The organism is Rathayibacter tritici, assembly GCF_002932875.1.
Taxonomy (GTDB): Bacteria; Actinomycetota; Actinomycetes; order Actinomycetales; family Microbacteriaceae; genus Rathayibacter; species Rathayibacter tritici.
Map to the genome: position 1 here is coordinate 34273 of NZ_PSWS01000048.1, position 20671 is coordinate 54943.

A 20671-nucleotide genomic window follows, 5' to 3' on the forward strand; every position below is an offset into this window, starting at 1 on the left:
TTCCGTGCACTAGGCGGAGCTGCAATGAGGAGGAAAAAAAGGATGCACGTACACGACATCATTGGTATCGGTTTCGGGCCATCGAATATCGCTCTGGCGATTGCGCTCGAAGAATCGGGTAGATACGAGGACTGGCTATTCCTCGAGGCTTCGGAAACGCCGATCTGGCAGGAGGAAATGCTTTTCGAGATCAGCCTCGACACCTACTCGAATATCCAGAACATCCCGTACCGAGACCTTGTCACGCCCCGCAATCCTCGAAGCAAATATACATTCCTCAACTATTTGGTTGAAAACGAGCTCCTGTTCTCCCATCTCAACATGGATATGTTGATGCCGCTGCGGCCCGACTACGCACAGTACATCCAGTGGGTGGCGCAGCAGTTCGACAACCGCCTTCATTGCAATCGGCGAGTGCAGACGCTCACCTACGACGAGACCGTCCCCGGGGGAGGGGCTTACCACATCGTCACTACTTCGGGGAATCACTATCACGCGCGGCACGTGGTCGTCGGCACCGGCCGGGAGCCGAATGTACCGGAACAGTTCGCGGGGCTGGAGACGGACCGAGTCGTTCATCAAGCACAGTATCGGACCAGAACCACACCGGTACTCGCCGGACTCGGGCCTGACAGTAGAGTCGCAGTGGTCGGGAGCAGCCAGAGCGCAGGTGAGATCCTGCTTCACCTCACGAAGACGTATCCTGACATCTCGGTCCACTCAATCATGCGCAGATACGCCTTCCCGCTGAAGGACACTAGCCCCTTCATGAGCGAGGCGTTCTTCCCAGAATTCACTGACATGTACTATCACGCCTCTGCACAAGTAAAACAGCGGATAGATCGGGATATCATCAGGACTAATTATGGCGCGTGCGACATGGACGTGTTGGAAGAGCTTTACCGGCAGATGTACTACGACAAGCTCCGCGGGCGCGAGCAGATCGAGCTGCATCGGTTGACCGAGGTCGTCGAGGCGGCAGCCGACGAGTCCGGCGGTGTGCGTCTGATACTCGAGAACCACGCGACGGGTGAGGTGAAGGGCGCCCTGTTCGATCTCGTCGTGCTGGCGACGGGCTTCGTCACCACCGGATCAACTCCCGGAGATCTGCCGAGGATCGGGCTGCTGGAGGGCCTGTCAGAGTGGCAGGAGCCCGCGCTCGGAGCTCTCCAGGTCGACCGCGGGTACGCTGTCCGCTTCGCGAACGCCCCGCACGATGTTTCGGGGGTGGTCGCGTTGAACGGCCTGTGCGAGCGAAGTCACGGAATCGGCGACGGCGGGTCATTGAGTCTCACCTCCATCCGATCGGCCGAAATTCTTCGTCGAATCGAGGAAGCTGATGCCGACCGTCACGCACTGTCTGCGGTCGGTGCAGGCGGTGAAAGACGATGACGACGGGAATGCGGTTCGATACCCTGGCTAGTTCTGCCGGGTACGGCCATGACGAGGCGGCACGGAATCAGGGATCGATCATCCCTCCGCTCTATCTCACGACCGCCCAGCACTTCTCGTCAGCGGCCGACATGGAGTCGGCGCTCTCGGGCGAGACGGACGGGTGGATCTACAGCAGGCTGGGTAATCCGACCGTTCGCACCCTCGAAGCCGTGGTCGCTGCTCTGGAAGGTTATTGTGTCGACGGCGAAGTGTCAGCGGTCGCGACACCGTCCGGAATGGCTGCCGTGACGCTCGCCACGTCACCTTTCCTCGCGGTGTCGCCGGACGGGCCCCTCAATATCGTTGCCTCCGCTGCCTGCTACGGAGCGACCTTCATGGTCTTCTCACAACGCTATGCCAAGGAGAGGGGAGTCGAGGTACGGTGGATCCCGGAGAACGCCTCCCCCGAGGAGTGGGCTGCGCGAATCGACCAGCACACGCGTTTCGTTTACGCGGAGGTTCCCGCCAACCCGCTACTCTCCCTCGTCGATATCCCCGCTCTCGCCGCTATCGCGCATAATGCCGGCGCTCCTCTCATTATCGACGCGACACTGGCCACGCCGGCTCTGATGCGTCCGCTCGGCTTGGGAGCAGACATCGTGGTCCACGCGCTGGGCAAAGCAGCGGGCGCCAGTGGGACCAGCCTTGCCGGCGCCGTGGTCGCCAGGCGGGGCATCACGTCCTCTGTTGCGGACCCGTCGGTGGCCGAGGACTTCGCGGACTATCTCCGCCGCGGGCCGGTGCGGGATATGGGTGCTGTCCTCAGTCCCTTCACGGCATTCATGATCCTGAATGAAATTCGGGACCTCCGGCGCAGGGTCGATGCGATGTCCTGCTCCGCGTTGACCATTGCCGAACAGCTCCAGGCGTCGAATCGTGTCGCCGACGTGTTCTATCCAGGGCTGGCATCGCATCCGAGTCACGAGCTAGCCCGGCAGATGGTGCTGGTCGACAGCGGAGACGAGGCCGACCTCGTCCACCGGTACGGCTTCCTCCTCAGCTTCCGTCCGGTCGGCGGAATCACGGCAGCCACTCGGGTGTTCGATCGATTGAAGCTGGTATGGCGGGCGAACGACCTCGGCCGAGTGAAGAGCACTGCCACGATCCCCGCGATTGGTACGCATCGGCAGGTGGTCGCGACGCCGGGAACACCCCCGATACCACTCGACCTCATCCGGCTGTCCGTTGGTCTCGAGCACGGTGACGACATTCTCGTCGACCTGATGCAGGCGCTCGAGACCACATGAGCGCCTGGCCGGAACAGGGCGATCGCAGCAGGCTCTTTCTCCTCGGACTCGGGACGTGGCTGCCCACTAGTCGAGAGACCGTGCGGGACGCCGTCGAGGCGGGCTCCTACGACCCACAGCGTGCTGACAAGGACGACTTCACCAGCGTCGCCGTAGAACCCGCGGCGTTCCCGGCGGAGATGGGTGTGACGGCGGCGCGGCGCGCTCTGGAGGGGGTGGACGTGGATACCGTCGACTGGCTGGCGTGGACATCCATTCACCGTCACGGTCACACGACGCTCTGGCCGCCGGCGAGCTTCGCCCACCACGAACTCCAGCTCAGCTCGGCGGCGCTCGCCTTTTCGCTCAGCCAGGGCTGCAACGCAGCCTTCGTTGCCATGCGGATCGCCGCGGATCATCTGCGGTTGCATCCGCGTTCTGCGGCGCTCATCATCGGCGCGGACCGCTTCGGTGGGTCGCTGTTCAAACGCTGGTCCTCCGACAGCGGCACCGTGTTCGGTGATGCGGCCTCCGCTGTCGTCCTGGCATGTCGCCCGGGTCCGCTCGAGATCCTCCACCTCGACGTCGAGCAGGGCAGCGAGCTCGAACGGCTCTACCGTTTTGAGCAGCCGAGCGAGGAGAACGGGCAGGAGCCGGGCCGAGACTACGACGTCAGCTCGGCGAAGCGTGCATACCTTCGCCAGTACGGCGACGACAGGATTCGGTCCGTCTTCGCGCAGGCCCTCGGGTCGTTGCGGTCACGCCTCCTGGCTCGATTTCCCCTTCTCGAACGGCCGGCGCGGTTCGTCGTCTACCCGAATGTGGGCAGGGGCATCAGCGCGAGTGTGTACGAGGACATCTTCGGCGGCCTCGCCGAGGCGAACTGCTGGGAGTACGGACGCTCGATCGGGCACACGGGGGTCAGCGATCAGATCCTGGCGCTGTCCGATCTCGTCGAGAGGAAGGTGCTGTCGGTCGGTGACCGCGTGCTGCTGATCGGCGCGGGTAACGGGCTGAGCGTCGCGGTGATGCTGGTGGAGGTTCGTTCCTGCAATTCTGGCGCGTTCTAACCCTGGATCGCGCCCGGAGTCCCCCGTACGGGGTCCGCTGAGCGGGAGCCGCTCTCCGCCGCGCTTGGCGAGCAGAACGCCGAACATACGCTCGGCGCTCGCGGCCCTTTCGGCTCGCGTTTCCACTTCTACGACACTCGGGAACGGTACAGACATGGGGAAGACAGCAGGACGATCAGGACGACGGATGGCCGGGGTCGGGGTGGCAGCGCTGGCGCTGCTCGGCGGCCTCGTCATCGCTCAGCCGGCGCAGGCGGCGCAGACGCGCACGGTACTCGCGCTGGGCGACTCGGTCACGCGGGCCGCAACGACCTGCGGGATCAACCGCGACTGCGCGGAGAACTCCTGGGCGACGGGGTCTGCGAGCGCAGTCAGGTCAATCGCGACCAGACTGGAGGCAGCGGATTCAACGACGTCCGTGCGGACAGCGAACTACGCGAAGTCGGGCAGCCTCATCAGCGGAGTGACGTCGCGGATCTCCGCGGCGGTCGCGGCGGGTGAGCAGCCCGACGTCGTCACCCTTCTGATCGGCGGGAACGACCTCTGCTCGCTGACGCTCGAGCCGAGCGCCGCTGACGGGTACGCGATGACGTCTGCGGCAGGTTTCGCCTCCTCAGCCACTGGGATCATGCGCTCGATCTCGGCGGCGTGGCCGAGAGCGACCGTGCTCGTCTCCTCGATGCCGAACGTGACGGGCGAGTGGAAAGTCGTGAAGCCGACTCTCGGAGCGCTGATCTGGGCCCAAGCCGGTGTCTGCAGCACCACGAGAGGTGTCGACGCCGAGACTGGTGCGGCGCTCACAGGCACGGCGTACTCGGCGTCGGTCGCGGCCGCAGCTGAGCGATCGGCACAGTTCAATCGCAGTCTCGCGGCGGCGTGCTCAGCGACGTCGAACGGCTGCGTCTGGGATGGTGGAGCGCTGTCAGCGACACCCGTCGGGCTCGACAAGCTCTCGACGACTGTCGACTGGTTCCACCCCAACGTGGCGGGCCAGGCGCTGATCGCCGACGTGCTCTGGGATGCCTGGGACCTCGGCGCGGGTCCGACGTCGAGCCCCAGTCCGACTCCCGCGCGCGACACCACCGCGCCGGTGGTCGCGATCACGGCTCCTACCAGCGGTACAACGGTGCGCGGCTCGGTCACGCTCGTCGCCTCGTCGAAGGACGCCGTCGGCACGACTCGCCTGAGCTTCTGGAGCGGCACGACGAAAGTGGGCGATGCGACGAAGGCCAGTGACGGCTCGTGGCGTCTGACGCTGGAGTCGTGGACATACCCGGACGGTCGCTACACCCTGGTAGCGCACGCCTACGATGCCGCCGGCAACGACGGTCGGAGCCCGTCGATCACGCTGATTCGGTGAGGCCAGCAGGAGGACGCGGTCCGCAGGGACTGCCTCCTCCTGCCCCTTCACCGCCGCGCGAGGAGCAGCGCGTCGGGGCGGTCCCAGTTCTCGACCGTCTGCAAGACCCAGAACACTCCGAAGAGGGCGAGCGCGAGCGCCTCGCCGAGCAGGAGCCACTGCTCGCCCAGCAGCTCCGTGCCGCGTCCGCTGAGGAGAAGGGCGATCAGGGTCGCGTCGACCGCGGCGATCAGCACCGCGAGGGCGGCGTAGCAGCGGGAGTAGAAGCGGGGCGTCCCTGGTCCTGAGGCCCCCTCCTCCCGCACAGCAGCGGCGTGAATGCCGGCGGTGATGGCGATCAGGAAGAAGAAGAGTCCGGCGGCGGCGTAGTGGCCGAGGCGCAGGAAGGATGGGAACGTACTCCATCCGGCCAGCGCGATCAGGAGAGCGGCCGCGATCCCGGTGCGGACGAGCGCCCAGCGGTCCAGAACCCGGTCGAGCGCGAGCAGGACCACCGAGGTCAGCAGGACAGCGGCGGCGGTGATCAGGTAGGCGGGCAGGGACGCGGCGACCTCTTTTGCGGCCCGGTCGGGAAGGCACGCCGTCGCGCCGCCCGGGCAGGCCGTTCCGAGTAGGCGCCGCAGCTCTTCCGAGGTGAGCGGCACCGGCACCAGAGCGATCACCGGCGCCGTCATGCCCGCCAACAGTAAGAGGAAGCGTCGCACGCTCCTCCCGGCGAGGACGACCAGCGCGACGCCGACTGCGACGAGCGCTCCGGTGAAGAGCGAGCGGATCGGCGTGTAGTACGAGGCACTGATCGAGCGCAGCGGGCCGCCGGTGGCGAAGTGCCAGGCGAGGCCGGTTCCGAGGAGTACCACGGCCGCGACCAGGGAGAGGCGCGCGTAGCGGTAGGTACGGAGAGAGGAGAGTGCACCGCCCCCGCCCAGTGCGTCACCGTGGGTCATCCAGCTACTCCGCGCGGAGTCCGGAGGAGGCGAGAGCGAAGTCGACGTCGATACGGATCGCGACGCGGAGGGGGTTGGGCCGCGGCGTGCGGTAGCGCGCGGCGTAGAGCTCGACGGCATGCTGCACAGCGTTCGGCTCCTCCTCGATGGTCGCGGGGCCGCCCAGGCTCAGCCAGCGGATGCCGTCGACCTGGCTGACGGTCGCGGTGCCACCGCGCCGCACGTTCAGCACTTTCTGGCTCTCCCGGGAGGTGATGACGCGGACGACCCCGTCCTCGTAGGTGAAGCCGACGGCGACCACGTGCAGGCGGCCCTGGAGGCCGGGGGTGGAGAGGGTCGCCAGGTGGCGCTCGGTAACGAAGGCGAGGCCCTCAGCGCTCAGGATGCTCATGCCGCGAGCGTAGTCGGAGGCACCGACGGGCTCCTGACGCCGAGCCGGGGGGCAAATGCTCCTCCACAGGGTCAATTTGTGGCCATTTTGTGCAGCTCGGACGGATCGGGGCCAGTTTCCGCCATACTGATGTGCGAACGCGAGATAACGTCGGGTCGTCCCATTCAGGAGCGGGACGGTCCCGCTCCACGAAAGGAGGATCATGTTCCGACACACACGGAGAGCAGCATTCCTGGGGGTCGCCGCGGCGGCTCTCCTCACCGGGCTGACGGCCACGCCGGCTCTCGCCTACGGGTCCGGTCAGTCGCAGGTCCAGCCGGGCGGCGGCTGCAACTCCGGCACCTATTACTACCGCAGCGACGCCAAGAACGACCGGGCCAATGCCTTCACCTCGTTCGACGGCTATTGCTGGGGCAACAAGACGGCCGGGGCCCGGCCCATCGCCGACGCGAAGGTGGGCCCCTGGGCCTACAGCGTGGGGAACGTGAGCACGTCGATGGACAAGCCTGCGGGATCGACGGTTCACGGCAACCACACCATCAACGGCGGATACGAGCGGTCGACGTGAGTCGATCACTGAAGAGTGCGGTCGCGGCGGTCCTCGCCGCGGCCGCACTCGCGGGCTGCTCCACCGCGCCTGCCGTGCCGACACCGGGCCAGCCGATGGGAGCCGCGCAGATCCGCGCCCTCGCCCAGGAAGAGGGGGAAGCGGGTCACGCCCAGCAGCAGGCTGCACTCGAGGACGGCGCGGTGACCTTCCAGGAGTACGACGAGGCGTTCGCCCGTCTTGAGTCGTGTCTGACCGAGCACGGCGTCACGGTCGAGGGTCCCGTCGTCAGCCCCGTCGACGGGGTGCGCTACGAGTTCAGCTCCGACTTCGGCAGCCGCGAGCAGTCCGCGGCTCTCGCCGACATCGACGAGTGCAACGCCGTGCACTGGACGAGCGTGGCCAAGGCCTACGAACTGTCGCAGCCGCAGAGTATGGATCCGCCCCTGGTCGAGGCGACGTCCGCCTGCCTTCACGCCCGCGGGCTCGACCCCGCACCGGAGGCCGACGTCATCGCCGAGTTCGTGAAGTCGGTCGGTGAGGAGAACGGGGACGCCGTGCTCGAATGCGTGCAGCACGAAGGGGCACGCCTCTACCCGGATCTGCCCTCCCTCACGGCCGGGTACTGATCATGAGCGGTGTGGAACGGCACTGGGCGGCTCGGCTCCGGCGCGGCTCGGTGATCGCTGCCCGGACCCTGCTCGCGCTCGGACTAGTGGCCTGGACCGTGCTGCCGGTGGCAGGATTCGTGCTGCTCGAGCGTTCCACCGCGTCCGCTGGTCTCGCACCCCCGGTCGACGTCTGGGCTCCGGTGCAGCCGGGCGCGGAGCACGAGCGCAGGACGGTCGGAGTGGTGCTGAGTCGGGCCGCCGCGCCCGAGCTCTACGCGCCGGCCTGGAGCGGGGTGGTCGAGGCGTCGAGCGCGAGTCCGGGAGCCGTGCTGCGCAGCGGGGACATCATCGCGACGATCGCCGGGATCGACCGGATGGCCGTCGCTTCTGAGCGGCCGTTCTCGACGGAGCTGCGGGTCGGCGACGAGGGGGATGACGCCGCGGCTCTCAACGAGCTGCTACGCGGACTCGACCTCGACGCGCCCGACTCCCACCGGTTCACGGTGCCCACGCTGCGCGCGGTCCGGGAGCTCGCTCACTCCCTCGGAGTGCCCGGGACAGCGGACCTGCAGACCTTCGACCCGGCATGGCTCGTGTACCTCCCGAGCAGCCAGGTGACGATCGCGACCTCCGCCCTGTACGTCGGCGCGCTCGCACCGGCGCCCGGACAGTCCCTCGCCACGACCCGGCCGGCCGTGACCTCCGCCGTCCTGGACGCGGTGACGACGGCCGACGCCGGCGAGGGGGGCGCGACGGGCGTGCAGGAGGCGACTACCGCGGCCGAGAGCGAGCGGCTCGAGATCGTCGGCACGGCGCTGCCGCTGTCGGAGGACCGGCGCAGTATCGCTGCGTCCGGACTCGCCGATCTGCAGCGGCTCGTCGCGGACGACCGGGCCCGGGCCGACGGGGTGCTGGTCGCGGATGCCGCAGCGGGCACCGTGGTCGTCCCGAGCGCGGCGCTTGGCACCGACGGCACCTGCGTGCTCGCGCGCGCGGCGGGAGGCGCGGCGCAGCGGCGCGAGGTCGCTGTGGAGTCGAGTTCGCTCGGCCGTTCAACCGTCTCGGGAGACCTGGCGAGTGGGGATGAGGTACTGGTGGCCGCCGGCACCGGGGATCCGCCGTGCTGACCGGGGCGTCCACTACCTTCCGAGCTGCCGCAGCGAGAGAGTCGTCGATGCTGATCGAGGCGTCCACTGTGCGGGTGGGGTTCGGTGGCCGCCCGGTCCTGCAGGACGTGGCGCTCTCGGTGTCGGCGGGCGAGGCGGTCGCGCTCTGCGGTCCCTCGGGCGCCGGGAAGTCGACGCTGCTCGCGGTACTCGCCGGTCAGCTCCGCCCGGATTCCGGTCGAATCCGCACCGTGCCGCCGGAGCGGATCGCCTGGATCGTCCAGTCCACTCCTCTCCTCGCTCGGCGGACGGCCCTCGACAATGCAGCGCTCGGCGCACTTGCGCGGGGCGCACGGCGACGGGAGGCGGAGGCGGAGGCGGACCGTGCGCTGCTCGCGGTCGGGGTGGCGGGGCTGCGCGACCGGCCGGTGCACGAGCTGTCGGGAGGGGAACGGCAGCGGATCGCGGTGGCGCGCGCGGTGGTCGCCCGCAGCGAGGTGATCCTCGCGGACGAGCCGACCGCCTCGCTCGATCCCCAGTCGCGCGCGCTCGTGATCCGGGCGCTTCTCGGCGCTACGGCGACGGGTGCGGCAGTGATCGTCGCGACCCACGATCCGGTTGTGGCCGCGGCGTGCGATCGGGCGGTGCTGCTCGACGGCGGAGTGCTCGAGCACGAAGTACGCGAGCACACAACACGTGAGCACGGACTACTCGAGCGCGGTGAACCGCGGTGAGACGCCTCAGAGCGCACTCGGTCGTGACCGAGGCGGCGCGGAACGCCCGTGCGCGCCCCTGGCCCGGCCTGCTCGCTGCCGTTGCCGCGCTGCTGGCCGGGCTGCTGGTGCCGACCCTCACCTCCGTCGAGATCGGCGCACTCGAGGCCAAGGCCGCGGCGCTCGTCACCGACGGTGCGACGGTGGTCTCGATCACCGCGGCGGAGCGCCGGCCACTCCCGGCAGCGAGGTGCGAGGAGTTGCGCGGGGTCGAGGGAGTTGTCGCGGCGGGCGGCACGATCGCGACGAGCACCATCCACGACGCGGACGGATCGGCGATCTCGCTGCTGCAGGTGACGGCCGGCTTCCCCCGAGTCCTCTGGCCGGGCGACGCCCTCAGAACCGACCTGCCGGCCTCAGCTGTGGCGGGCCGGCTGCTCGCCGAGCGCGCCGGCCTCCTCGGTCCGGGCTTCGTCGTCGGGCTCGTCGACGGCGATCCGGCGGCGCAGACGCGGGTGGACCAGATCGCCGGCCCTTCGCCTCGACTGCCGTTCGCCGATCGGGCGCTGGTCGTGGTCGAGCCGGCCGGTCGAACCGTTCAGGAGTGCCTCGTCGAAGCGGAGCCGGGCGCGGCCGCGGCGGTCGGCGCACTCGCCGCCTCCTGGTTCCCGGCCGACCTCCAGACGACCGCCGCCCCGATCGCCCCCGCCCTCGGCGGGATCGGAGCGCTCGACGCGGAGGTCGAAGGGCGCCTTTCCCGAATCGGCGCACTCCTCGGCACCCTGCTCTGCGCGCTCGGGCTCGCGGCCTCCTGGCTCGCGCAGCGCGCCGACATCGCGCTCTACCGCAGCCTCGGCCTCTCGACCGGGCGCCTGCTCCTCATGCTCGCTGTGCAGGCAGCCCTCACCACGGGGGTCGGCGTCGTCACCGGACTGGGCGCGGCGGTCGTGCTCCTGCCGTGGTCGCCGCTGGCGCTCCGGCTCGCGGCGACGGACGCGACGGCGATGCTCGCGCTGATGACGGCACTGCCCCTCCTGGGTGCGGCGATTCTCCCCCGAGGACGGGGGCTCGATGCCCTGCGCGGACGGTGACCGGTGCGCTCAGCCCTCGAGGATCAGTGCCTCGCCCTGCCCGCCGCCGCCGCAGAGTGCGGCAACGCCCAGCCCCCCGCCTCGGCGGCGCAGCGCGAGCGCCAGGTGCAGGGCCAGTCGGGCGCCGGAAGCGCCCACCGGGTGGCCGAGCGCGATCGCCCCGCCGTCGAGATTGATCGACTCGGGTGCGACGCCCAGGTCGTCCGCCGACTGCAGGACCACCGACGCGAACGCCTCGTTAATCTCGATCAGGTCGAGATCCGTCACCGCGGCTCCGCGCCTGCCGAGTGCTTGCAGGATCGCGGCCGACGGCTGCGAGTGCAGGGAGTTGTCCGGCCCGGCGACCTGGCCGTGCTCGGCGATCGTCGCGAGCCACGGCAGCCCGCGCTCCCGGGCCCAACCGCGCGAGACGACCACGAGAGCGGCCGCTCCATCGGTGATCGGCGACGAACTGCCCGCCGTAATCGTGCCCTCCGGCGAGAACGCGGGGGCCAAGCGAGCGAGCGTCTCGACGGTGCTGTCCTCCCGGATCCCGTCGTCCGCCGAGACGACGAGATCCGCACCGCGACGCTGCGGCACCGCGACCGGCACACTCTCTTCGGCGAGTACGCCGGTCGCCCGCGCCTGCGCGGCTCGCCGATGCGACAGCGCGGCGAACGCGTCCTGGCGGTCGCGGCGGATGCCCCGCGCGGTGGTGCCATCGTCCGTCACCCGTCCCATCAGACGCCCGTCGAACGGATCGAGCAGGCCGTCATGCAGCAGGGCGTCCTCGAGCGGACGTGCGCCGACGCCCAGACCGGAGCGGGAGGCGAGCAGGAGGTGCGGCGCGTTGGTCATCGACTCCTGCCCGCCGGCCACGACGACCTGCGCCTCGCCGAGCCTGATCATCCGCGCGGCGTCGATGACGGCGGTAAGGCCCGACAGGCAGAGCTTGTTGATCGTGACCGCCGGGACGTCCCAGCCCAGGCCCGCGAGGACGGCGGTCTGTCGGGCCGGTCCCTGGCCGGCTCCCGCCTGGATCACCTGACCGAGCACGACCGCGTCGACGTCGGCAGCTGAGGCGCCCGAGCGGTCGAGGGCCCCGCGGACGGCGACGGCGCCGAGCTCGACGCCGGACAGGGGAGCGAATAGCCCGGCGAAGCGGGCGAACGGGGTGCGGGCTCCCCCCAGAATCACGGGGGTGGTGTCGTCAGTGGACACGAGGACTCCTTCTCGACGGTGAGAGCGGTGGAAGCGGTGGAAGCGGTGGAAGCGGTGGAAGCGGTGAACGCGGTGGGCGAGACGGGCGGCGCGGGGATCGGACCCGGCTCACGGCACGAGCACGATCTTCCCGCGCACGTGCCCGTCCTCGCTGAGCCGGTGCGCCTCGGCGGCCTGCTCGAGGGGGAGGCGCGGGCCGATCTCGACCGAGAAGCGGCCTTCGCTCGCCAGCCGGGCCGCCAGCGGCACGCCCTCGCGGCGGAGGCGCTGCTCCTCCTCGGTCAGCGGCACGGGACTCCCGCCCATCCAGGCGCGAATGCCGAGCTCGGCGGCCCGCGCGCCGACCACGACCGTGCCGATGTGCTGCGGATCCGCGACCAGCGCGAGCGAGGCCTCCAGGGCCTCGTCCGTCCCCGCCGCGTCGAGCACGCGGTCGACGCCCTCGGGCGCCGCGGCGCGCAGCCGCTCCAGTAGTCCCGGCCCATAAGCGACAGGCACCGCTCCGAGTCCGCGCAACACCTCGTGGTTCGCCGGGCTCGCGGTGGCGATGACCCGGGCACCCCGGTCGACGGCGAACTGGATCGCAGCGCGACCGACCGCTCCGGCACCCGCGTGGACCAGGAACGACGATCCTTCCGCGACTCCGAGCGAGATGACGGCCTGGTAGGCGGTGGAGGCCGGGATGCCCAGAGCCGCCGCCTCCTCGAAGCCGAGTCCGTCCGGGAGCGGGTCGAGCGCGTCGGGGGAGACGGCGAGCGCGGAGGCGTAGGTGCCGGTGGCGCCGCTGACGATCACCCGGTCGTCGACGCTCCACCCCACCACACCCGGACCGACGGCCACGATCACTCCGGAGCCGTCCGACCCGAGCCGCCGGGGACCGTCGAACGGCGGGCTCGGGCGCAGTCCGGAGCGCACCTTCCACTCGATCGGGTTCACGCCGGCGGCGCGGATAGCGACCACCACGGCTCCGGGCCCCGCCACGGGATTCGGTGCCTCGACCAGCTCGAGTACCTCGGGCCCGCCGATGCGCTCGTACTGCACGATCCTCGCCATGTCGTCCTCCTCGCCGCTGGGCCGCCGCCCGCGCCCGTCTCGATCCGTCACCGGTACGCGTCAGTCCAGCAGACTCTCGCGCACCTCGCGCCGCAAGACCTTGCCGATCAGTGAGGTCGGCAGCTCATCCACCGGCACGACCCGCTTGGGCACCTTGTACGGCGTGAGGTACAGGCGGCAGAAGTCGCGGAGCGCCTCGGGGTCCACGGCCGTTCCGGCGCGCAGCACGACTGCCGCCGCGACGCTCTCGCCGCCATCGGCGCGGGGGAGCCCGACGACGGCCGCACGCACTACATCGGGGTGCGACTCCAGCACCCCCTCCACCTCGGAGGGCGACACGTTGAAGCCGCCGGTGATGATCAGCTCCTTCGCTCGGTCGACGATCGTCACGAAGCCGTCGCCCGAGACGGTCGCGATGTCACCGGTGCGGAGCCAGCCACCGGGGAGGAGGGCCTCGGCCGTCTCCTCCGGCCGCTTCCAGTAGCCCTGGAACACCTGCGGCCCGTGCAGAAGCAGCTCGCCGGATTCGCCGGGAGCGCAGTCGACCGAGGGATCGGCGGGGTCGACGAGGCGGATCGTCGTGCTCGGGAACGGCACGCCGACCGTGCCGGGCCGGCGGGTCGGGCCGACCGGGTTGCCGAGGGCGACGGGGGAACTCTCGGTCATGCCGTAGCCCTCGACCAGGAGCCCTCGACTCGCGCGCTCCCAGCGATCCACCGTCGCCACCGGCAGGCTCATCGCCCCGGAGATGGCGAAGCGGATGCCGCGCAGGTCGAGTTCATTCCGCTCGGAGGCCCGCGCGAGCGCGTCGTAGACGGGCGGCACCGCGGGGAGGAACGTGGGTGGCGACCCCTTCGCGGCGGCCTTCACGAGCTCGACGTCGAAGGTCGGGAACAGCACGACTTTCGCGCCGATGCTGATCGCGAAGGTCAGGCAGAGCGTCAGCCCGTAGGCGTGGAACAGCGGGAGTACCGCATAGAACGTCTCGTCGCCCTCCCGCAGGCCCGGCACCCAGGCCCGGCCCTGCAGCGCGTTGGCGCGGAGGTTCGCGTGCGAGAGGATCGCGCCTTTCGGGGTCCCGCTCGTGCCGCTGGTGTATTGCAGCAGCGCCGTGTCGCCGAGGGTGGGCCGCGGGTGCGAACGCGCAAGGCGTCGGTTCTTCAGGAGTGACGCGAAGGCCACCAGGGAGCGGCTGCGGGGAGTCGCGGTCAACTTCGCGCGGGACCGGCGCGCGGCCGGCAGGGGGAGCCGCAGCGCCAGGCGCTTGGCGAGCGGGAAGGAGCGCGTCAGGTCGACCGAGACGACCCGTTCGATGCCCAGATCGGCGGGCATCGTCGCGACGACGTCGGCGATCATGTTCCAGACGACCGCGAATCGGGCGCCGTGGTCCTCGAACTGCCGGCGCAATTCGCGCGGAGTGTAGAGCGGGTTGTGCTCGACCACGATCGCGCCGAGGCGGAGCGCTGCGTAGAAGGCGATCACGTGCTCCGGGCAGTTGGGCAGCACCAGAGCGACCCGGTCGCCCGCGCGCACGCCCAGGCGGCGCAGTCCCTCCGCGGCGCGGGCGACCTGCTCGCCGAGTTCGGCGTAGCTGGTCGTGGCGCCGAAGAACTCGAGCGCCGTGCCGCGGCGGTACTGGGCGACTGAGTCGTCGAGGAGGTCGACGAGGGTCTGGGTGGGCGGGTCGATCTCGGCGGGCACGCCCTCCGCGTAGGAGGTCAGCCACGGCTTCATCGCCAGGTTCGAGGATCCGGACGTCACGGGCCGAGTATCGGGCACCCGCCTCCGCACTTCCTCCAAGGCCCGCGGAGGGGGGTGCCGTCGCGGCCGAGCGCGCGGCAGGCTGGCCGTATGAGCGCAGCCATCGATCTCCTCCGCGACGCCTTCGGCCGGGTGCACGAGAACGTGCACGCCGTCCTCGACGACAGCACCCCCGAGCAGCTCGCGTTCCGCGCGGACGCCCGCTCGAACTCGCCGGCCTGGCTCGTCTGGCACCTGCTCCGGGTGCAGGACGACCACCTCGCCCCGCTCGCCGGCCATGAGCAGGTCTGGACCGCCGACGGATTCCACGGCCGCTCCGGCCTAGCGTTCGGACCCGGCGAGACCGGCTACGGGCAGGAGCCCGCGGAGGTGGCGGCGCTCGCCGCGGTTCCCGCCGCGCTGCTCGCCGAGTACGCAGACGCCGTACACGAGCGGACGCTGGCGTACCTGGACACGCTCGGCGACGAGGATCTCGAGCGCGTCGTTGATGAGCAGTGGGATCCGCCGGTGACCCTCGGGGTGCGCCTGGTCTCGGTGATCGACGACGACAGCCAGCACGTCGGCCAGGCCGCGTACGCGAAGGGGATCGCCGAGCGCTCCGCCGGCTGAGCCCGGCGCCTACGCTGGCGGGTGCGCGCGATCCGGACCCTGCCTGCCAGCGTCGTCCTCGTCCTCGCGACCGCGCTGACTCTCGTCGGCTCCTGGATCCCCTCCTACTGGAACGACGAGGTCGCGACCCTCCGCCTGGCGCGGCTACCGCTGGATCAGCTCCTCGCCTTCGTGCAGGAGAAGGACGCGGTGCACCTGGTCTACGGCCTGCTGATGCACGGCTGGATCGCGGTTGCCGGAGAATCGGAGTTCGCGGTCCGCGCTCCGTCCGCCCTGGCGACGGGTGCGGCGGCGGCGGGCGTCGTGCTGCTGCTGCGGGAGTTCGATCGGCCTCGGGCCGCGCTGCTCGCCGCGGCCGTGCTGGTGGTGCTCCCTCGGTCCTCGTTCTCGGGGACCGAGGCGCGCTCCTCCGCCCTGGTCACCGCCCTGGTGGTGGGAGCGGCGGTGCTGATCGTGCACGCGGCGCGCTCCGGCGGGGCCCTGCGCTGGGCGGCGTTCGTGGCCGTCGCGGGGCTTGCGAATGCCGTGTTCCTCTACTGCGTCCTGGTGCTGCCGGCGTTCGTCGCCCTCGCCGTGGCGGCCGCGCCCCGGAACGCCGTGCGGGCTCTGGCGGCGAGCGGCCTCTCGGCTCTGAGCGCGGTGCCGGTACTGCTGCTGGCGGCCGGGCAGAGCGGGCAGGTCGGCTGGCTTCGCTCGCAGCCGGTGAACGCGTTCACGGTCCTGGTCGAACCGTTCGTCGGATCCGCGTGGTGGCTCGCGGTGATCGTCGTCGTCCTGCTCGGGGTCGCGGCGGCGCGGGGCGCCCTGCGGACACCGCTCCTGTCGGCACTGCTGTTCTGGCTCGCGCTGCCGACGGCGGTGCTGGTGCTCGGGACACTCGTCGTCGGGCCGATGTTCACGCCGCGGTACGTCGCCTCCAGCGCGCCCGCTCTCGCGGTCCTCACCGGGCTCGCACTCGGCTCCTGGACCCGGCGCACGGGCCTCGCGCTCCTCGCTCTGATCATCGCGGCCGCCCTGCCGGTCCTGGTGCAGATGCGCACCGCCGCCGGAAAACCGGCCGGGCAGGACCTCCGCGCCCTCGCCACCGCCATCCAGGAGCGAGCTCATCCCGGCGACGCCGTCCTCCTCGGCTCCTCCGGCACAGTGTCGCTCCAACCGCGTCTGGCCCTCGCCGCCTACCCGGAGGCGTTTGCGGGCCTGGACGACGTCGCCTTCGCCCACCCGTACGCGGACACAGGCAGCTACTCCGACGCACTGCTGGAGGGCGAGCCCCTCCGCGCGGCACTCGCGGGAGAGGACCGGATCTGGCAGGCGCTGCCCGAGGGCGAGGCGGATGACGTGCTCGTGGAGGCGGGGTTCGTCGCCCGTGAGCAGCTGCGGGTGCCGACGGTCGTGCTCACCCTCTGGGAGCGCCCGGGGGGCGGCTGACGGGACCCGCAGCCGCACGCCAGCCCCCCCATCAGCGCACGCCCGGAGACCCGACGACGGGAGCCGCTACCCTTGTCCCCGGCGCCGTCATGGAGCGGTGGCGCCCGCGGAGCGAGGACCGCGCCACCGAGAGGAACCGACCGTGACGTTGCCTGAGACCACCACCGCCGCCATCGCGAAGCGGAAGGGGCGCGACGTCGCCCCGGAGATCGCGCGCTCCTGGCTGCTGGTGAACGCCACCCGCACCGAGACGTTCGACGACGCACACGCCTCCCGCGCCGACCAGATCGTCCTCGACATCGAGGACGCGGTCGACCCCAAGGCCAAGCCCGACGCACGGGCCGATGTCGTCGAGTGGCTGACCGGTGAGAAGCGCGCGTGGGTCCGCATCAACGACCACTCCACACCATTCTGGTCCGACGACGTCGACGCGCTGAAGGGTCTGCCCGGCCTCGCCGGTGTCATGCTCGCCAAGACCGAGGCCGCCGAGCACGTCACCGAGACCTTCGACCGCCTCGGCGGTGCCACTCCGGTGCTCGCTCTGGTCGAGTCCGCACTCGGCATCGAGGAGGCGGTCTCGATCGCCCGCGCCCGCGGCACCTTCCGACTCGCGTTCGGCAGCGGCGACTACCGCCGCGACACCGGCACCAGCGCCGAAGACCTTGCGATGGCGTACCCGCGCTCGCGCCTGGTCGTCGCCTCCCGCATCGGCGACCTGCCCGGCCCGATCGATGGACCGACCGTCTCGAACAGCCACCCCGTCCTGCGCGAGCAGTCGGCGCTCACCGTCTCGCTGGGCCTCACCGGCAAGCTTTGCCTCGACACCGAGCAGCTCGCCGTGATCAACGAGGTCATCAGCCCGACGCCGTCCGATGTCGCCTGGGCCCGCGACTTCCTCGAGGAGTTCGAGGCCCGCGGGCGCGTCATCCGCGACGGCAGTGACCTGCCGCGCCTCGGCCGCGCGAAGAAGATCGACAAGCTCGCGACCGCGTTCGGCGTCAACCCGCTGTGAGCCGTCGCGGGGCGGGTGCCTGCGCGGCACACTGAGGGAGCCGCGGAGACCGTCTGCGCCGAAGGGAGACTCCGATGGGCGCCGCTCGCCTCTTCCTCTGGTTCGACGGCTCCGCGCTGGAGCGGGCGCATGACGGCGCGTGACTCCGCCCGCCGCCGCTCCACGTCGATTCGGCGCGCCTACCTCCGCGACTACCGCTACGCCTACGGTTCCCGCTTCGTGCACCTGCGCGAGGGCTGGGACGTCTCGCGGTACACCTCCGGCGACGGCGCCCCCGTGCTGCTCATCCCCGGGATCTACGAGACGTGGCAGTTCCTCCGGCCGATCGCGGAGCGGCTGCACAGGGCGGGGCACCCGATCCACGTGCTGCCCGCGCTCGGCTACAACACGCGGCCGATCGCCGCCGCGGCGAGCCTCGGCCAGGACTACCTGCGCGAGCACGATCTGCGCGGCGTGGTCGTCGTGGCGCACAGCAAGGGCGGCCTGATCGGCAAGCACATGATGGTGGTCGACGACCGTGAGGAGCGGCGGATCGAGCGAATGATCGCCGTCTCGACCCCGTTCAACGGCTCGTCGCTCGCCCGGATCGCCCCGGCACGGGCGCTCCGGGAGTTCGCGCCGCACCGCCCGCTCATCCGTCGCCTGCTCGCCGAGCGGGAGGCCGACGCGCGCATCACGTCGATCTACGGCATGCGCGACCAGTACATTCCGGGGGGCAGTCGGCTCGCGGGCGCGCACGAGAACATCGCGGTCTCGGTGGTCGGCCACTTCGCGCTGCTCTCGCACCCGCGGGTGCTTGACCTCATCGCGGCGCGGGTCTGAGCCGCGATGAGGGTCCGAGCCGCGGCGCGGGTCTGAATCTCGGCGCGGGTCTCAATCGCGGCGCGGATCCGAGGCGGCGCGGGTTCGCGCTGGCCAGAGCCGGCCGGGGGAGTCAGGACCAGGGCGTCAGCAGCACGAGCGGGATCTGCCGCTCGGTCTTCGTCTGGTACTCGGCGTAGTCCGGCCAGGCAGCCACCGCGCACTCCCACCACTCCTCGCGCAGCTCGCCCTCGAGGACGCTCGCGGTGTAGTCCTTTTTCACCGGCCCGTCCTGCAGCTCGACGTGCGACTCCTTGAGCATGTTCCCGTACCAGACCGGATGCTCGGGCGCGCCGCCCTTGGACGCGACGACCACGTACTCGCCGTCGTGTTCGACCCGCATCAGCGCGGTCTTGCGGAGCTTCCCGCTTGTCGAGCCGACGGTGGTCAGGACGATGATGGGGCGGCCGCGGAGGAGGTTGCCCTCGGCTCCGCCGGTCCGCTCGTAGAGCTCCGCCTGCTCGCGGGCCCACTCGGACGTGCTGGGTTCGTACTCTCCGGTCAGCGGCATGACTCCGATCGTACGGCCGCGGCGGCCCCGGTGGACGAGCGGCGTGCAGGAGGATGGAGCGGTGCCCTCCGCAGATCCGTTCGACCGCGCCCGTATCGCCCTCCTGCGCGAGGACCTGACCCGCGCCCGCTACGGCGTCGACGCCGTGCGCGGGCTCTGGGGCGACGAGGCGGACGAGGCGCTGCACCGGGGCGACCGCGTCCCCGCCCGCCGTGCCCTCGCTCGCAGCGGCGACCACGACGCGCTGGCCACCCTCGCCCGCCTGTTCCTCCTTGCCGATCCCGTCCCCGCCGACGATGCGGAGGAGGCGTTCGGCGCCCTCGCGCTGGAGGGCGCGGTGGAACTCGGGTTGGTGCGCGTCGAGGCCGCAGCCGTCGTCACCGCGGCCCTGGACCTGAGGCCCTACGACGTGCTCGACCAGCGCGGCGCCGCGTCCTGGTGGATCGTGTCCGACCTCGGCGAGCTCGCGTTGGGCCGCCCGCTCGACGAGGACCACGTGCTCGGGGTCGGCGGCGCGAGCCTGACGCTGAGCGGGCTGATGATCCAGCGTCCCGTCGGCCGTGTCCTCGATCTGGGCACGGGCTGCGGGATCCAGGCGCTGCACGCCTCCCGTCACGCCGAGCAGGTGGTCGCGACCGACATCTCCGAGCGGGCGCTCGCGCTCGCCTCCTTCACCGCGGCGCTCAACGGGATCGAGAACATCGAGTTCCGCCTCGGCAGCCTCTACGAGCCGGTCGTGGGGGAGCGGTTCGACCACATCGTCACCAACCCGCCGTTCGTCATCACGCCGCGTGCCGAGGGTGTGCCGTCCTACGAGTATCGCGACGGCGGCCTCGAGGGTGACGAGATCGTGCGCCGGGTGATCCTCGGAGCGGCGGAGCACCTGGTGCCGGGCGGCGTCGCGCAGCTCCTCGGCAACTGGGAGTACCGCGAGCGCGCGGACGCTTTCGACCGGATCGACGGCTGGCTCGCCGACGCCCGCAGCCCGCTGGAGCAGGCGCTCGAGGCGGAGCCCGCGCGGCTCGACGCCTGGATGGGCGGTACCGCGTCACCGCTGGACGTCTGGCTGGTGGAACGCGAGCGCCAGGATCCGGCGGTCTATGCCGAGACCTGGATCCGGGACGGCGGCACGACACGAGGCCCCGTGTTCGACGCCCTGGTCGACGCCTGGCTCACCGACTTCGAGCGGCGCGGAGTGACGGGAGTCGGCTTCGGCTATGTCACGCTGCGACTGCCCGAACAGCCGCGCCCGCCGATCCGCCGGCTGGAGCGCATCACCGGCCCGGTCGCGACCGCGGGCCTCGGCGGCCACCTCGCAGCGTGCCTGGACGCCGTCGAGACGCTCTCCGGCCTTGATGACCGCGCTCTGGCCGGCCTCGCGCTGGTGGTCGCGGGAGATGTGACCCAGGAGCGGCACTACTGGCCGGGCAATGACGATCCGACCGTGCTGCGGTTGCGGCAGGGCGGAGGCTTCGCCCGGGTCGAGGAGGTCGATACGGCACTCGCGGCGGTGGTCGGCGCCTGCGACGGCGAGCTGTCGGTGGCGGCGATTGTCGCGGCGGTCGCCTCGCTCCTGCAGGTCGATGAGGAGGAGCTGACCGACTCTGTGCTGCCTCGGGTGCGCGAGCTGGTTGCGACGGGCCTGCTGCGCCTGCCCTGACGCGTCGGCGAGACACGAAGGCTGACGGCTCGTCGCAGCCACTCGCCGCCGCCGCTTCCCGCGTGCAGCCCTTGCCGGAGCCG

At 70.9% G+C, this 20671-nt stretch carries 20 protein-coding genes; 14 read left to right on the forward strand and 6 right to left on the reverse strand.

Going from position 1 to position 20671, the window contains the following annotated elements; all coding sequences use genetic code 11:
- The first annotated feature begins 42 nt into the window (after window positions 1–42).
- From C5D07_RS07505 to C5D07_RS07520, 4 genes are all read left to right on the forward strand, one after another.
- Complete coding sequence (locus C5D07_RS07505) at window positions 43–1392, forward strand: SidA/IucD/PvdA family monooxygenase (RefSeq protein ID WP_167542369.1); 1350 nt, start codon at window positions 43–45, stop codon at window positions 1390–1392.
- Window positions 1389–2681 carry a trans-sulfuration enzyme family protein gene (locus tag C5D07_RS07510; RefSeq protein ID WP_104259043.1) on the forward strand — a complete coding sequence of 431 codons (1293 nt, stop codon included), beginning with the start codon at window positions 1389–1391 and terminating at the stop codon, window positions 2679–2681. The genes C5D07_RS07505 and C5D07_RS07510 overlap by 4 nt, the downstream gene beginning before the upstream one ends.
- A gap of 80 nt (window positions 2682–2761) precedes the next feature.
- Window positions 2762–3730, forward strand: coding sequence for a ketoacyl-ACP synthase III family protein (locus C5D07_RS07515; protein ID WP_170063522.1), 969 nt, complete (start codon window positions 2762–2764; stop codon window positions 3728–3730).
- A gap of 154 nt (window positions 3731–3884) precedes the next feature.
- A complete protein-coding gene (locus C5D07_RS07520; protein WP_104259045.1) occupies window positions 3885–5090 on the forward strand; it encodes an SGNH/GDSL hydrolase family protein in 1206 nt (401 codons plus the stop codon).
- A 47-nt stretch (window positions 5091–5137) separates the two neighbouring features.
- On the opposite strand, the gene C5D07_RS07525 is transcribed toward C5D07_RS07520, so the two are convergent.
- Both C5D07_RS07525 and C5D07_RS07530 read right to left on the reverse strand, forming a co-directional pair.
- The gene (locus C5D07_RS07525) at window positions 5138–6034 is read right to left on the reverse strand and encodes a hypothetical protein (RefSeq protein ID WP_104259046.1); all 897 of its coding nucleotides are present in this window, start codon (window positions 6032–6034) and stop codon (window positions 5138–5140) included.
- 4 nt (window positions 6035–6038) lie between these two features.
- On the reverse strand, window positions 6039–6425 hold the full coding sequence (locus tag C5D07_RS07530) for a pyridoxamine 5'-phosphate oxidase family protein (RefSeq protein WP_068254615.1): 387 nt from the start codon (window positions 6423–6425) through the stop codon (window positions 6039–6041).
- 202 nt (window positions 6426–6627) lie between these two features.
- Between C5D07_RS07530 and C5D07_RS07535 the strand changes: the two genes are divergently transcribed.
- Genes C5D07_RS07535 through C5D07_RS07555 form a run of 5 tightly spaced genes read left to right on the forward strand, consistent with a single transcriptional unit; the run spans window position 6628 to window position 10493 of the window.
- Complete coding sequence (locus C5D07_RS07535; RefSeq protein ID WP_068254605.1) at window positions 6628–6993, forward strand: hypothetical protein; 366 nt, start codon at window positions 6628–6630, stop codon at window positions 6991–6993.
- Window positions 6990–7601 carry a hypothetical protein gene (locus tag C5D07_RS07540; protein WP_068254602.1) on the forward strand — a complete coding sequence of 204 codons (612 nt, stop codon included), beginning with the start codon at window positions 6990–6992 and terminating at the stop codon, window positions 7599–7601. Before C5D07_RS07535 ends, C5D07_RS07540 begins: the two co-directional genes overlap by 4 nt.
- A 2-nt stretch (window positions 7602–7603) precedes the next feature.
- Window positions 7604–8710, forward strand: a complete 1107-nt coding sequence (locus C5D07_RS07545; RefSeq protein ID WP_068254600.1) for a hypothetical protein — start codon at window positions 7604–7606, stop codon at window positions 8708–8710.
- A gap of 47 nt (window positions 8711–8757) precedes the next feature.
- Window positions 8758–9423: an ABC transporter ATP-binding protein gene (locus tag C5D07_RS07550; RefSeq protein ID WP_104259047.1), complete on the forward strand. Its 666-nt coding sequence runs from the start codon at window positions 8758–8760 to the stop codon at window positions 9421–9423.
- Entirely contained in the window at window positions 9420–10493 is a 1074-nt protein-coding gene (locus C5D07_RS07555; RefSeq protein ID WP_068254597.1) for an ABC transporter permease family protein, read from the forward strand. The genes C5D07_RS07550 and C5D07_RS07555 overlap by 4 nt, the downstream gene beginning before the upstream one ends.
- A 9-nt stretch (window positions 10494–10502) precedes the next feature.
- Here C5D07_RS07555 and C5D07_RS07560 read toward each other — a convergent pair whose 3' ends face one another.
- The 3 genes from C5D07_RS07560 to C5D07_RS07570 form a co-directional block, all read right to left on the reverse strand.
- Entirely contained in the window at window positions 10503–11693 is a 1191-nt protein-coding gene (locus C5D07_RS07560) for an acetyl-CoA C-acyltransferase (protein WP_068254596.1), read from the reverse strand.
- A gap of 108 nt (window positions 11694–11801) precedes the next feature.
- Window positions 11802–12746 carry an NADP-dependent oxidoreductase gene (locus tag C5D07_RS07565; protein WP_068254594.1) on the reverse strand — a complete coding sequence of 315 codons (945 nt, stop codon included), beginning with the start codon at window positions 12744–12746 and terminating at the stop codon, window positions 11802–11804.
- A 60-nt stretch (window positions 12747–12806) separates the two neighbouring features.
- Window positions 12807–14507, reverse strand: coding sequence for a long-chain-fatty-acid--CoA ligase (locus C5D07_RS07570; protein ID WP_257722297.1), 1701 nt, complete (start codon window positions 14505–14507; stop codon window positions 12807–12809).
- A gap of 90 nt (window positions 14508–14597) precedes the next feature.
- On the opposite strand from C5D07_RS07570, the gene C5D07_RS07575 reads away from it, so the two are divergent.
- The 4 genes from C5D07_RS07575 (at window position 14598) to C5D07_RS07590 (ending at window position 18378) form a co-directional block, all read left to right on the forward strand.
- Window positions 14598–15116 carry a mycothiol transferase gene (locus C5D07_RS07575; RefSeq protein ID WP_068254591.1) on the forward strand — a complete coding sequence of 173 codons (519 nt, stop codon included), beginning with the start codon at window positions 14598–14600 and terminating at the stop codon, window positions 15114–15116.
- A gap of 21 nt (window positions 15117–15137) precedes the next feature.
- Complete coding sequence (locus C5D07_RS07580; protein ID WP_068254588.1) at window positions 15138–16544, forward strand: glycosyltransferase family 39 protein; 1407 nt, start codon at window positions 15138–15140, stop codon at window positions 16542–16544.
- A gap of 148 nt (window positions 16545–16692) precedes the next feature.
- Window positions 16693–17556 (forward strand): HpcH/HpaI aldolase/citrate lyase family protein, encoded by an 864-nt coding sequence (locus C5D07_RS07585; RefSeq protein WP_237358276.1) that lies wholly within the window; start codon window positions 16693–16695, stop codon window positions 17554–17556.
- A gap of 129 nt (window positions 17557–17685) precedes the next feature.
- A complete protein-coding gene (locus C5D07_RS07590) occupies window positions 17686–18378 on the forward strand; it encodes an esterase/lipase family protein (RefSeq protein WP_068254585.1) in 693 nt (230 codons plus the stop codon).
- Between the two features lie 112 nt (window positions 18379–18490).
- On the opposite strand, the gene C5D07_RS07595 is transcribed toward C5D07_RS07590, so the two are convergent.
- The gene (locus C5D07_RS07595; protein WP_104259048.1) at window positions 18491–18928 is read right to left on the reverse strand and encodes a nitroreductase family deazaflavin-dependent oxidoreductase; all 438 of its coding nucleotides are present in this window, start codon (window positions 18926–18928) and stop codon (window positions 18491–18493) included.
- Between C5D07_RS07595 and C5D07_RS07600 the strand changes: the two genes are divergently transcribed.
- Window positions 18927–20588 (forward strand): DUF7059 domain-containing protein, encoded by a 1662-nt coding sequence (locus C5D07_RS07600; RefSeq protein WP_104259049.1) that lies wholly within the window; start codon window positions 18927–18929, stop codon window positions 20586–20588. The genes C5D07_RS07595 and C5D07_RS07600 overlap by 2 nt on opposite strands.
- Window positions 20589–20671 lie beyond the last annotated feature (83 nt).

Coding starts and splice junctions, on each gene's coding strand:
- C5D07_RS07545 (WP_068254600.1), top strand. CDS start 7,604: ATGAGCGGTGTGGAACGGCACTGGGCGGCTCGGCTCCGGCGCGGCTCG.
- C5D07_RS07520 (WP_104259045.1), top strand. CDS start 3,885: ATGGGGAAGACAGCAGGACGATCAGGACGACGGATGGCCGGGGTCGGG.
- C5D07_RS07565 (WP_068254594.1), bottom strand. CDS start 12,746: ATGGCGAGGATCGTGCAGTACGAGCGCATCGGCGGGCCCGAGGTACTC.
- C5D07_RS07530 (WP_068254615.1), bottom strand. CDS start 6,425: ATGAGCATCCTGAGCGCTGAGGGCCTCGCCTTCGTTACCGAGCGCCAC.
- C5D07_RS07550 (WP_104259047.1), top strand. CDS start 8,758: ATGCTGATCGAGGCGTCCACTGTGCGGGTGGGGTTCGGTGGCCGCCCG.
- C5D07_RS07590 (WP_068254585.1), top strand. CDS start 17,686: ATGACGGCGCGTGACTCCGCCCGCCGCCGCTCCACGTCGATTCGGCGC.
- C5D07_RS07510 (WP_104259043.1), top strand. CDS start 1,389: ATGACGACGGGAATGCGGTTCGATACCCTGGCTAGTTCTGCCGGGTAC.
- C5D07_RS07575 (WP_068254591.1), top strand. CDS start 14,598: ATGAGCGCAGCCATCGATCTCCTCCGCGACGCCTTCGGCCGGGTGCAC.
- C5D07_RS07525 (WP_104259046.1), bottom strand. CDS start 6,034: ATGACCCACGGTGACGCACTGGGCGGGGGCGGTGCACTCTCCTCTCTC.
- C5D07_RS07505 (WP_167542369.1), top strand. CDS start 43: ATGCACGTACACGACATCATTGGTATCGGTTTCGGGCCATCGAATATC.
- C5D07_RS07535 (WP_068254605.1), top strand. CDS start 6,628: ATGTTCCGACACACACGGAGAGCAGCATTCCTGGGGGTCGCCGCGGCG.
- C5D07_RS07600 (WP_104259049.1), top strand. CDS start 18,927: ATGACTCCGATCGTACGGCCGCGGCGGCCCCGGTGGACGAGCGGCGTG.
- C5D07_RS07595 (WP_104259048.1), bottom strand. CDS start 18,928: ATGCCGCTGACCGGAGAGTACGAACCCAGCACGTCCGAGTGGGCCCGC.